General features: G+C 43.8%; 13 protein-coding genes and 1 tRNA gene. 3 read left to right on the forward strand and 11 right to left on the reverse strand.

All coding sequences use genetic code 11. The annotated features are described in order from the left end of the window. Position 1: 1 nt before the first annotated feature. The 3 genes from asnS to HRT75_RS07525 all read left to right on the forward strand — a co-directional run bounded on the left by asnS (position 2) and on the right by HRT75_RS07525 (position 3,584). On the forward strand, positions 2 to 1,444 hold the full coding sequence (asnS, locus tag HRT75_RS07515) for an asparagine--tRNA ligase (protein WP_291184665.1): 1,443 nt from the start codon (positions 2 to 4) through the stop codon (positions 1,442 to 1,444). Between the two features lie 80 nt (positions 1,445 to 1,524). Then, positions 1,525 to 2,979: an RNA polymerase factor sigma-54 gene (gene rpoN, locus HRT75_RS07520; RefSeq protein ID WP_291184668.1), complete on the forward strand. Its 1,455-nt coding sequence runs from the start codon at positions 1,525 to 1,527 to the stop codon at positions 2,977 to 2,979. Then, positions 2,979 to 3,584, forward strand: coding sequence for a hypothetical protein (locus tag HRT75_RS07525; RefSeq protein ID WP_291184671.1), 606 nt, complete (start codon positions 2,979 to 2,981; stop codon positions 3,582 to 3,584). Before rpoN ends, HRT75_RS07525 begins: the two co-directional genes overlap by 1 nt. On the opposite strand, the gene HRT75_RS07530 is transcribed toward HRT75_RS07525, so the two are convergent. From HRT75_RS07530 to HRT75_RS07580, 11 genes are all read right to left on the reverse strand, one after another. Further along, positions 3,579 to 4,298, reverse strand: coding sequence for an outer membrane beta-barrel protein (locus HRT75_RS07530; RefSeq protein WP_291184674.1), 720 nt, complete (start codon positions 4,296 to 4,298; stop codon positions 3,579 to 3,581). The genes HRT75_RS07525 and HRT75_RS07530 overlap by 6 nt on opposite strands. A gap of 70 nt (positions 4,299 to 4,368) precedes the next feature. Beyond that, complete coding sequence (locus tag HRT75_RS07535) at positions 4,369 to 4,863, reverse strand: biopolymer transporter ExbD (RefSeq protein ID WP_291184677.1); 495 nt, start codon at positions 4,861 to 4,863, stop codon at positions 4,369 to 4,371. Between the two features lie 27 nt (positions 4,864 to 4,890). Further along, complete coding sequence (locus HRT75_RS07540; protein ID WP_291184680.1) at positions 4,891 to 5,499, reverse strand: biopolymer transporter ExbD; 609 nt, start codon at positions 5,497 to 5,499, stop codon at positions 4,891 to 4,893. Between the two features lie 9 nt (positions 5,500 to 5,508). Beyond that, complete coding sequence (locus HRT75_RS07545) at positions 5,509 to 5,949, reverse strand: hypothetical protein (protein WP_291184683.1); 441 nt, start codon at positions 5,947 to 5,949, stop codon at positions 5,509 to 5,511. A 20-nt stretch (positions 5,950 to 5,969) separates the two neighbouring features. Beyond that, positions 5,970 to 6,773 (reverse strand): MotA/TolQ/ExbB proton channel family protein, encoded by an 804-nt coding sequence (locus tag HRT75_RS07550; protein ID WP_291184686.1) that lies wholly within the window; start codon positions 6,771 to 6,773, stop codon positions 5,970 to 5,972. A 245-nt stretch (positions 6,774 to 7,018) separates the two neighbouring features. Beyond that, positions 7,019 to 7,396, reverse strand: a complete 378-nt coding sequence (locus HRT75_RS07555) for a nuclear transport factor 2 family protein (protein ID WP_291184689.1) — start codon at positions 7,394 to 7,396, stop codon at positions 7,019 to 7,021. A 17-nt stretch (positions 7,397 to 7,413) separates the two neighbouring features. After that, complete coding sequence (locus HRT75_RS07560) at positions 7,414 to 8,145, reverse strand: DUF6090 family protein (RefSeq protein WP_291184692.1); 732 nt, start codon at positions 8,143 to 8,145, stop codon at positions 7,414 to 7,416. 11 nt (positions 8,146 to 8,156) lie between these two features. After that, the gene (locus HRT75_RS07565) at positions 8,157 to 9,299 is read right to left on the reverse strand and encodes a two-component regulator propeller domain-containing protein (protein WP_291184695.1); all 1,143 of its coding nucleotides are present in this window, start codon (positions 9,297 to 9,299) and stop codon (positions 8,157 to 8,159) included. A gap of 135 nt (positions 9,300 to 9,434) precedes the next feature. Further along, positions 9,435 to 9,884, reverse strand: a complete 450-nt coding sequence (locus HRT75_RS07570; RefSeq protein WP_291184698.1) for a hypothetical protein — start codon at positions 9,882 to 9,884, stop codon at positions 9,435 to 9,437. Positions 9,885 to 10,252: 368 nt separating this feature from the next. Then, positions 10,253 to 10,340, reverse strand: a tRNA-Ser gene (locus tag HRT75_RS07575). A gap of 77 nt (positions 10,341 to 10,417) precedes the next feature. Next, positions 10,418 to 11,288 (reverse strand): asparaginase (locus tag HRT75_RS07580; RefSeq protein WP_291184701.1); only part of this gene is annotated, 871 nt, incomplete at its 5' end.

The following is an 11,288-nucleotide window of genomic DNA, read 5'->3' on the forward strand; positions in this document are numbered from 1 at the left end:
TATGAGCTATAAAGAAGTATTAGAGTTGCTCCAAAGCGAGCCTTCCTTACAAGAATTTACCGTGCGCGGTTGGGTGAAATCCTTCCGTTCTAACCGCTTTATTGCCCTGAATGATGGGTCTACTATTAAAAATATTCAATGTGTCGTTGATTTTGAGAATTTTGACGAGGCATTACTCAAGCGCATCACCACTGGATCTGCAATTGCAGTAACTGGGAACCTAGTGGCCAGTCAAGGAAGCGGACAAACTGTTGAAGTTGCTGTTTCTAAAGTGGAGATTTTAGGAGATGCTGATCCGGAAGAGGTTAAACTCACGGTACTTTCTCCAAAACGCCACACCTTAGAGAAGTTGCGCGAACAAGCGCACTTACGTGTGCGTACCAATACCTTCGGTGCGGTAATGCGTTTGCGTTCTAAATTGGCCTTTGCTGTTCACGAGTATTTTCAAACCAACGGATATTACTATATGCACGCTCCGATCATTACCGGGAGTGATGCGGAAGGAGCCGGAGAGATGTTCCGTGTGAGTACTTTAGATCCTAAGAACCCACCGCTAACTGAGGATGGTGATGTGGATTATAAAGAAGACTTTTTTGGCAAGGAATCTAACTTGACCGTAAGTGGTCAGTTGGAAGCGGAAACCTATGCCATGGGACTCAGTAAAGTGTATACTTTTGGTCCAACATTTAGAGCGGAGAATTCAAATACTTCACGTCACTTGGCTGAGTTTTGGATGATTGAGCCCGAGGTTGCTTTTTGTGATTTGGACGGCAACATGGATCTCGCTGAGGATTTTATCAAATACGTGATCAAATACGCAGTAGAAAACTGTCAAGACGACTTGGCCTTCTTGGAAGAACGATTGACCAAAGAAGAGTCTATGAAGCCAGCAGATCAACGCAGCCCAATGCCGCTACGCGAGAAGTTGGACTTTGTATTGAACAATCAATTCAAGCGCGTGAGCTATACGGAGGCTATTGATATTCTCAAGAACTCCAAACCGAACAAAAAGAAGAAATTCCAATACCCTATTGATGAATGGGGCGCAGATCTTCAAAGTGAGCACGAGCGCTATTTGGTGGAAAAGCATTTTAAATGCCCGGTAATCTTGTTTGATTACCCAGCTAATATCAAAGCATTCTATATGCGTCTGAACGAAGATGAGAAGACCGTACGCGCTATGGATGTATTGTTCCCGGGAATTGGAGAGATCGTTGGTGGATCGGAACGTGAAGAGCGTTACGATGTCCTCAAACAAAAGATCGCTGATCTAGGGATCGATGAAAAAGAACTTTGGTGGTATTTAGACCTGCGTAAGTTTGGTACAGCGGTACACTCAGGATTCGGATTGGGCTTTGAGCGTCTGGTTCAGTTTGTTACGGGAATGGGGAACATTAGAGATGTGATTCCTTACCCTAGAACGCCGAAGAACGCCGAATTTTAGACCCTGAAAAAGCTAATAGAAAACGATCTTAACTACTTTTTAAGATCGTTTTTTTATAACTTTATGTACAACTCGCATAGATGTTAAAACAACAACTCAATTTTAGACTCTCTCAAAAGCTATCTCCTCAGCAGATTCAGCTGATGAAGCTCATTCAATTGCCTACCCAGGCTTTTGAACAGCGTATTGCTCAAGAGATGCAGGAAAACCCAGCACTTGAGGGCGGTAAGGACCGCAGTGAGGAGCGGGAGGATTCCTATGAGGGAGAGCAAGAATACGAGTCAGATGCAGAAAAGATCGAAACAGAGATCAATATTGATGACTATCTGAGCGATGACGAGATTCCGTCCTACAAGCTCTCTGCAAACAACTACAGCAGTGACGATGAAGACAAACAGGTGCCTTATGCCTCTGGGACGTCCTTCACCCAGTTTTTGATGAACCAGCTCAATACCTTCCGCTTGGATGAAGAGCAATCAGAGATCGCTGAATTCTTAGTGGGAAGTGTGGATGAGAGCGGCTATATCAGACGTCCGATCATTGACATAATGGACGATCTGGCCTTTACGCAAAACGTATACACCACTGAAGAGAAGATCGAAGAGGTTCTGGAACTGGTACAACAGTTGGATCCAGCAGGCGTAGGTGCAAGAAACCTACAGGAATGCTTGCTTTTACAATTGGAACGCAAGTCTCCTACGGCAGAAGTACAACTGGCCATTGACATCATTGAAGACGCCTTTGAACTCTTTAGCAAAAAACACTACAGCAAGCTACAGCACAAATTCAATATCACTGAAGATGAGCTGCGCAATGCCATACATGAAATAGAAGGCCTTAACCCAAAACCAGGTGGGACGTACTCTTCAAGTACTCGCATGGTAGAGCATGTAGTTCCAGATTTTACCATTCGCATTGTGGATGGAGAATTGGAACTCTCTTTAAATGGGCGCAATGCCCCGGAACTACACGTCTCAAAAGAGTATTCTGACATGCTTAAAGGATACAAGGCGGCCAAAGAGAAAACCAAATCCCAGAAGGATGCGGTGCTCTTTATCAAACAAAAACTAGATGCCGCTAAATGGTTTATAGAAGCCATCAGACAGCGACAACAAACCTTACTGGTAACCATGAATGCCATCATGCATTACCAGCATGAATACTTCCTCAGTGGCGATGAACGCAAACTTCGCCCAATGATCCTAAAGGACATCGCAGATACCATTGGTATGGATGTCTCTACAGTTTCTCGAGTTGCTAACAGCAAATACGTGGACACGCCTTATGGAACTAAATTGATCAAGGAATTCTTCTCAGAATCTATGAAGAATGATCAAGGAGAAGATGTTTCCACAAGAGAGATCAAAAAGATTTTGGAGATCACCATATCCGAAGAAGACAAAAAGAAACCCCTCACCGACGACAAACTGGCCAAAATCCTGAAAGAAAAAGGATATCCTATAGCCAGACGTACCGTTGCCAAGTACCGAGAACAATTAGACCTACCTGTTGCGCGTTTACGCAAAGAGATCTAATGGGTATATTCTTACGCATAGCGGCTTATTTGTTTCACCCCTTGTTCATGCCAATGCTTGGGGCCTTTGTGTATTATATGGTTACGCGACGGTTTTTTGAACCAGAAGTGATCCAAACCAAGTTGGTTGCCTTGCTGATCGTAACGGTTTGTATTCCGGTAGTATGCTTTTATTTGCTGCGGAATTTAGGTTGGATATCCTCCATGAGTTTAGAGACTGTTCGCGAGCGCAAAGCACCCCTGATGATCCAATGTGTACTGCTGCTCTTAGTCTTAAAGATGGTCTACAACCCCTATGATACCCCAGAGCTTTACTTCTTCTTTGTAGGGGTCTTATTTGCCACCTTAGCCGCCTTTATACTAGCAGTCTTAGAATTTAAAGCCAGCCTGCATATGATGGGCGTAGCTGGAGTGACTTTCTTCGTCTTTGGGCTCAGCGTACACTTCTCTACCAATATGCTCTTAGCACTTGGATTATTGTTCTTCATAAACGGATGGGTAGCTAGCTCCAGACTCTATACGAGATCGCATACTGCTCCAGAACTCTTGGCGGGTGCGTTTTTAGGCGTTATGCCCCAGCTGATCCTTCTGGGATATTGGCTATAAAAAGTAAAAGAGTATACCGAGTTTAAGCGGCCTGAAATTCAAGATGTTGTCTTCCAATTTGGCGTCTTGATCAAAGAATGCGGTAAAGTTATAGGCTGCATAGAAGTTGATGGTATTGTATCCCAGCAGCATAAATACTTCTGCCTGAAAAGGATTAAAAGCCTCTACATTGTTCAGCTTAAAGCGGGTGCCGTCTTGGACAAAGGTTGCCCGGTTCCAATAGGCATAGCTAAAGATCACTCCCGTATGAACACGATAGAATTTGAACTCTTTAGGCGAGCTACTCCTCCAACGAAACTCTAAGGGTACTTCAACGTGATAAACGCTAAAGCGGTTACTCTCAAAATTGGTTTCTTCATTGAGGACTTGGAACTGTAGCTGGTTATTATCATCCTCAGATATCGCGAGGGTGTTTCCGTAGCGATTGAATCCCAATCCGGCTCCTAAACCTATAGATAAGGTACGTTTGGAGTTAATGGGCATGTCTCGCACAAAGCCCAAACGCGCCCCGCCCGTAAAACCACGGATCTTAACATCGGGAGGTGTATCGGTAAGCAGGTTGTAAGTCACCCCAAAATAGAACTGATCCTCACGGTACTTTTCATCTAGAGGAACACTGTCCTTCACGGTCTCAGCATCATCCAAAGACTGTCCAAAAGACAGCGAAGAACTGATTAAAAACAGACCGAAAAACAGGATTCTGGATAACATCATTTTAAATATACCGAATAAAAAAACACCTCCAATAATCATGGAGGTGTTTTTAAAGATTAACTAAAAACCTTTAGTTCATATTCTCGAATACCTGGGCTTGATCCACCGCTTTACGCGTGGTATAGTTGATCTTGTAAGCTTCTACTTTACGCAGTTCTTGCTTGATGTCACTAACCAATCCCATATTGGTATCGCTGTCTACCTTAAGTGCTGTTGTCAAGAAAGGAATAAGTGCTTCGTTCTTTTTAGCACGCTCAGACTCAATATAGAGTTTGATGTCCTTAATGTCAGCAAACTTGTCTCCCAGCTGAATACGCGCTTCCTGTCCAAATGTAGACTGGTAACGCTCACTAGGCTTCCCGGCATAGATGTAAATGATACGGTCTTTCTTGTCAAGCTTCTCCAATTGGTTCGCCGTAGGCAAGTTGTTTTGGATCTTAAGCGTGTTCTGACGCATCACGGTAGCCACCATAAAAAAGAACAGTAGCATGAATACAATATCCGGTAACGAGGCCGTTGAAATTGCCGGTAGATCGCCTCCTTTTTTCTTTTTGAATTTACTCATAGTCTTGTTGAGTTTAGGGTTAAACGTCTACTTTTTTGGTTCGGCTTCGGAAAGTTTTTGTGGAAACAACAACTTTACTTGTTCTATTTGCTCCTTCAGCTTTTCTTTATCACCAGTATAGTTACTTCCGTCTTTAACGTCCTTCTCCATTTGAATGAAGCTCTTGTTAAAGAGACGCTGGGCCTCACGCTCACGAAGCGCGGTGTACGCGGCTACCAACTCGTTCTGTACTGCGATATAAGCTTTGTAGCTGGTAAAACGGTCATTTTGTAAGGAAATGATCGCCTTATCAGGGTTGTCTGATGACGCTGGATCTTTCTTACCACGGCAATAGTCACAGCCTTCTTCGCCTGTTCCTCCACCGTTGTCCAAGAAGGCTATAGCAGCTTCCTTAAGGTCTTTAATTTCCATCACTTCATCTTCTACCAGAAGCAAATCGTCTTTATTAATAAGAACAGTAAAAATGTTCTTTTGCTTAATAATCGGAGGGTCTTCAACATCCTCTATAGGAGGCAATTTACGACTGATACCGCTGTCTACCTCGATCGTGGTTGTTACCAGGAAGAAGATCAATAGTAGGAAGGCGATGTCCGCCATAGACCCTGCGTTTACTTCGGGTGCAGATCTTTTTGCCATACCTTATAATTATTTAGCAATTAATTTCTTGATTCCGCTAAAGAGCATTGAACCAATGGCTACGAAAGCCAAGATATAAAAGGTTCTAAGACCAGCTCCTACCCAGCGTGCGCCGCTAGCAGAAAGCACCTCACCGTCTTTCATTGGAGTCTCAACTCCTTCAGAAATACCGTAAGAAATGGCAACAACCAATACAAATGCTCCTATTGAAATCAGGGTCTTTTTGATGTCCCCTGCAAAGATTCCTTTAACTACGTAGAAGAGTACCAACACCAATACTATGGCGAGCACTACATAGGCTACGAACATGAAAGGATCTACTACGCTCCCTTGCACGGCAGCGTCACTCTTGATAGCCTCGTCCCCTGTGGCAATCACTCGTCCTAATAAAATTAGGCCAACGACTCCCAGAGCTAAGGCTACGTATTTTAAAATTTTATGTAAACCCATAATTTAAATTGGTGTGATTATTACTTCTTGTTTTTGTAGTCAACTAACATATCGATAAGTGTGATCGATGCATCTTCCATATTGTTAACGATGCTGTCAATCTTAGCGATAATGTAGTTGTAGAAGATCTGAAGGATAATCGCAACAATAAGACCAAATACTGTAGTCAAAAGTGCTACTTTAATACCTCCTGCTACCAATGATGGTTGCATATCTCCAGCTGCCTCGATCTTATCGAAGGCCTGAATCATACCAATTACTGTACCCATGAAACCAAGCATCGGTGCCAGTGCGATAAACAATGAAATCCAGGACACGTTCTTTTCTAGTTGTCCCATTTGAACTCCTCCGTAAGCAACTACTGCTTTCTCTGCAGCGTCGATGCTTTCGTCGGCGCGGTCAAGACCTTGATAGTAGATAGATGCTACAGGTCCTTTTGTGTTACGGCATACTTCTTTAGCAGCTTCAACACCACCGCTATTTAGCGCATCTTCAACGCTTTCTGCCAACTTCTGAGTGTTGGTAGTAGAAAGGTTAAGGTAGATGATACGCTCAATGGCAATAGCCAAACCAAGGATCAAACAAAGAAGTACGATCCCCATGAAACCAGGACCTCCTTCGATGAAACGCTTTTTAAGCTCTTGGTGAAAACCGGCGCTCTCAGCTTCATCAGCTGCTCCGGCATCTGCATCTTGAATAATGTTAGATGATACTGAGGTGATTACCTCGTGTACATTGTTGGCATTGTACGAGTTAGCTTGTGCACTAAAACTACCTGCACATACCATGGCGGCAATTGCCAAAATAGAAAATAATTTTTTCATTGCTATCGACTTAAAAGTTTGTTTTTAGTTAAGGGTTTAAAGATAAAAAAATATTCTTTCAAACAAAGAAGAATGCTATTGCAACACCCCTAAAAACGTGGATTTTTTTCAAAATTAACAGCCATTCTTTGAGAGCTTTGCAATAGCTGGTTCAAAACAGTTGAGAATTAACATTATCAGACCTTCGCAAAGAGGCCTGATAATGAAGCATTTGACGCCAATAATAAAAAGGCCTCAAGTCAATACTAATACATGGTATTTGGATTCGCAGACGTTTTAGGTATCTGCTGAATGGAATCCCAATGTTCGCAGATTTTTCCGTTAGCGTCGAATCTCAAGAAATCCATGGTCACATACTGATCGTTCCCCGGCCAGACTTGATGCGTATGCAAGGCGACCAGATCACCTTCGGCTACCGCACGTACAAATTCAATGGACTTTTCTGGGTACTCTGCCCGCATACGTTCAAAATACGCAATAAAGCCTTCGGTACCGTCCGCCACATCGGGGTTGTGCTGTATGTAGACTCCGTCAGTATAAAGTTCCACCGCCTTTCTCGGATTGCCTTCGTAGGCCATTTTGTAAAAGGCTATGGCATTTTGTTTGTTTTGTTCTAGGTTCATGCGATCAGGTCAAGTTATTATTCGACAATTGTTTCCTGCAGAAGACTCTGTAATCCTGTAAGCTGCTCCTTCTGTTCCAGGTAAAAGTCATTGAGAATTCGAGCATACTCTATCTGTCCGCTGAGCAGGTTTAAAAAATGTCTGTTCGAACGCAGACTTTCTGCTGTTTGCTGGTCAAGAATTGGTTTTCTAAGCATGCCTTTGTAAAAATCGGTTTCTTTGAGCAACGCATTAATAAATTGCAGTTGATTATCCTTGCCCAAATCCTCGTATTCTCGCAACAACTTGAGGTTGGCTCTCCAATTCACCATCGATCTGCGAATGCTATCGTCTTGGATCAAACCAAGATCTCCTGAACCAATAATATCATTGATTGTTCCCTCCTGACTTAAGTAAAGCGTATAACTGGTAGAACCCCCGACAAGTTGCTGTATGGTCATCAAATCATTGAGTTCAATTTGACCATCGGCAAACCTCAATAGCGAGTCTGCGGCATTAAAGGTCTCACTTGATTTTTTTATAACCCGGTCTAGCTCGTTAATATTTGCCGCCAAGTCGTCCGAATAACTTTTTAAATAGAGTTGTTCCTTTTCTCTATCTACACGAAGACCATTGGCTGTATTAATTTTTAAGGCCAACAAAATACCAATGACCACCAAAATGATTTCTCCCAAAGCATAGAGCAAATATTTCATGAACTTATTGTCGTCGGTTAAGTTGAACCTTTTTTTTCTAAAGAATCTGATCATTGATTTCCATTTTAATTCCAAGGCCCTCCGTCTTGCGTCACCGCTACAAAACTGGGTTTGCCTTCTTTTGCTGCTTCACGATCAAATCTAAACAGGCCTTTCCAACCGCCCAGCCAAAATCGGCCTTGATCGTCTTCAAAAAATGTAATTATGCCTCGAGAGACGAGTCCGTCGTCTTCATTAAAGAGCTCAAAGGTCTCTCCATCGTAACGATAAACCCCTTGATGCTCCGCAGCAAACCACAGATCACCCTGCGAGTCTTCGTAAACTGCAGAGGTCTCTAAGCCTGCAACCGCGCCTTCTTTAGTAAAGTGTTTGAACGAACCATTGGCATAACGACTAATCCCGCCGTTCATGCTGCTTATCCAAATTCCGCCTTGCTGGTCTTGGTAAAAGCCCCCGGCCGAATTGTCTTGCAGGCCGTTCTCCTCCGTGAGGAATCTAAACGCTGATCCGTCGTAAATAGTAATGCCTTGACCGTCAAAAGCAAACCAAAAATTGCCTTCGCGGTCTAGAAATATATCGCCAACACCGTCTGCGGCCAATGATGGTTTAGGGTTCGCAACTTTAGGTTTGGGAACCTCAAAATTGTGAAATGTTCCGTCCTCTAAATAGACCACTCCATTACCCGTCCCGACCCAAAGTCGCTCCTGAGGGTCAATAAACAAACCGTAAACCCCGTTGTCTGGCAAACCATCTGCCGTGGTGTAATTCTTAAAAGTATTGTTTTTAAAAAGCGTCAGACCGCCAGAAGTAGCTATCCAAACATCGCCTGCAGCATCTACTAAGATCTTATTGATCCTGTTATTACCCACACCATCATCCTCGTCAAAATATTGTAATACCGCTCCATCGTGACGTGCCACTCCGTAGTGGTTGGTACCCATCCAAACATGGCCTTGCTTATCCACAGCTAACGAACGTATCCAATGGGCAACTTGCCCTTCGTAAAAGATCTCGACAAAATCGTCCACAGGCACGCCGTAGGGACTTTGATTGAAAATGTTGGATTGATAGACCGCCTGCTTCACGGGCTTTTGTAGCTGCTCCTCAGTCGTCCCAGCATTTGATTCTTGCTGGCCTTTGCAAGACGCGATCGAAACCGAGATAACCAGAACGATATAAACGGCAATCTTAAATGTTTTCTTGTCCATAGAATTAAAGGTACGTTTTTCTTGCAGATGTTGGGCGCGCCCCTCCCCTTTAGGTCCGGGTCGGGCTTTCGCTACTCGCTCTGCCTTAGCGGCAGGAGCTCAGACAGGGCGCTCTATCCCTCGCGCGGGGGTTGGTTAGAGGTTTCTGTGGGGGCCTTTGTTTTTCATCAGCACGATCAACCGTTCTGTGAGTGCCCCACGAAGCGGGCTACTCTCTTTAAGCAGATCATTTCCGTTTTGATCAAACACCATGACTGCACTAAAATATTCGGTGCCGGATTCCTCTCCATCCGTAATGATATAGAACTCCTCATCGGTTCCCAGTAATTTACAACGTTCCCAAATAATCTGCTCGATCCGAGGATTGTACTTGCCTTCATACTTTGCATCCCACTCGCCGAAATTATTGAAGAAAGCAGATTGTATGTCGGTAGCTGAGGCAATGGGTTCAAACTGCATTTCAGTCACATAGGTAGTATCATTATCCTCCACATAGGCGCGCTCAACGAGCGTATAACGAATGTTGTATTTGGGGGTGACTGTTTTTTGGTTTGTGGTGCAGGAAAAAGCTGCTATCGCTAACATTATACAACAGCAGATCACCCTTAAGATTTTTAATTCAGAGTTCATAAGTATTAAAATGCGGGGAGCATTCCAATTTAGGGAAATTGTTGTAATTGTAGATTGGGATTGATTTGCTTTGTGAAGGATTGCTCCGCTCAGCGGAGCATCCCGAAGGGGAATCTTGCGCAATAACCTCAAATTGCTTCGCAATTTTATAAAATCATTGAAGCCAAAATGCTCAAGTAAACTTGTAGATGGGATTGCTCCACTCCGCGGAGCATCCCGAAGGGGAATCTTGCGCAACAATCAAATCGCTGCGCGATTTACAAAAACGTCGAAGCCCAAAATAATCAAGCGAGCTTGTTATTTTGGGCTTCTCCTATTTGTTGCAGAGAGGAAGGGATTCGAACCCTCGATACGCTTTTGGCGTATACACACTTTCCAGGCGTGCGCCTTCGACCACTCGGCCACCTCTCTAGTTCAAGCGTAGTGAATAAATCTGCTGCGCTGAAGGAGGGCAAAAATAGTAAAGAAATTCAGTATTTGCCTAATAATTAGGGGAGCAATTCGTCCATTTCCCCGCAGATCGGGCTCTCAAATCTGGATTTGAGTTCCTCGCGCGGTACGCAAGCTCCTAAAAGGCACATCAGCTTGGCTAGCGCTGCCTCGGTAGTGATGTCTCCGCCAGAGATCACACCGGCCTGCTTCAAGCCTACAGAAGTAGCGTACTGTCCCATGGCCACGCTTCCCCCAGAACACTGAGTAACATTAACTACTGGTATGCCTTGGGCGATCAAAGCCTTGATTCTGTCTAATAGCCAAGGAGCTGTGGTGGCATTTCCCGCTCCAAAAGTTTCTAAAATAACTCCTTGCAAACCAGTTGTGGAGGTCATCGACTCAAAAACCTCCGCAGTTAAACCTGGGAAAAGCTTGATCAAAGCAATATTATGCTCAATAGCAGTGCATACCTGAAGATCTGCATTTTCATCATAAGGCAATAAAGCATTGTCATTAAATTCTAAATGCACTCCGCTTTCCACCAAATAAGGATAGTTTAAAGAGGCAAAAGCTTCAAAGTGTTCTGCATTGATCTTGGTAGACCGGTTGGCGCGTAAAAGCTTGTACTCGAAATAAAGACCAACTTCACTCACCCTTGGACGACCGTCCTTTTGAGCAGATGCTATCTCAAAAGAAGTGATCAAATTCTCTTTGGCGTCTGTACGCAGATCACCTACTGGCAGTTGAGATCCGGTCAATATGATGGGCTTTTTAAGGCCTTGTAACATAAAACTCAGCGCAGAACCTGTATAGGCCATGGTATCGCTGCCGTGCAAAACCACAAAGCCGTCATAATTATCGTAATGCCCAGCAATGATCTGTGCTAAATTCAACCAGTGTTCCGGTCCCATATTGGAACTGTCAATA

The organism is Gilvibacter sp. (genome assembly GCF_013214815.1).
In the GTDB taxonomy this organism is placed as follows: domain Bacteria; phylum Bacteroidota; class Bacteroidia; order Flavobacteriales; family Flavobacteriaceae; genus Gilvibacter.

Excerpts from the sequence above, each read along its gene's own strand:
- asnS (WP_291184665.1), top strand. The coding sequence starts at position 2 with ATGAGCTATAAAGAAGTATTAGAGTTGCTCCAAAGCGAGCCTTCCTTA.
- rpoN (WP_291184668.1), top strand. The coding sequence starts at position 1,525 with ATGTTAAAACAACAACTCAATTTTAGACTCTCTCAAAAGCTATCTCCT.
- HRT75_RS07525 (WP_291184671.1), top strand. The coding sequence starts at position 2,979 with ATGGGTATATTCTTACGCATAGCGGCTTATTTGTTTCACCCCTTGTTC.
- HRT75_RS07530 (WP_291184674.1), bottom strand. The coding sequence starts at position 4,298 with ATGATGTTATCCAGAATCCTGTTTTTCGGTCTGTTTTTAATCAGTTCT.
- HRT75_RS07535 (WP_291184677.1), bottom strand. The coding sequence starts at position 4,863 with ATGAGTAAATTCAAAAAGAAAAAAGGAGGCGATCTACCGGCAATTTCA.
- HRT75_RS07540 (WP_291184680.1), bottom strand. The coding sequence starts at position 5,499 with ATGGCAAAAAGATCTGCACCCGAAGTAAACGCAGGGTCTATGGCGGAC.
- HRT75_RS07545 (WP_291184683.1), bottom strand. The coding sequence starts at position 5,949 with ATGGGTTTACATAAAATTTTAAAATACGTAGCCTTAGCTCTGGGAGTC.
- HRT75_RS07550 (WP_291184686.1), bottom strand. The coding sequence starts at position 6,773 with ATGAAAAAATTATTTTCTATTTTGGCAATTGCCGCCATGGTATGTGCA.
- HRT75_RS07555 (WP_291184689.1), bottom strand. The coding sequence starts at position 7,396 with ATGAACCTAGAACAAAACAAACAAAATGCCATAGCCTTTTACAAAATG.
- HRT75_RS07560 (WP_291184692.1), bottom strand. The coding sequence starts at position 8,145 with ATGATCAGATTCTTTAGAAAAAAAAGGTTCAACTTAACCGACGACAAT.
- HRT75_RS07565 (WP_291184695.1), bottom strand. The coding sequence starts at position 9,299 with ATGGACAAGAAAACATTTAAGATTGCCGTTTATATCGTTCTGGTTATC.
- HRT75_RS07570 (WP_291184698.1), bottom strand. The coding sequence starts at position 9,884 with ATGTTAGCGATAGCAGCTTTTTCCTGCACCACAAACCAAAAAACAGTC.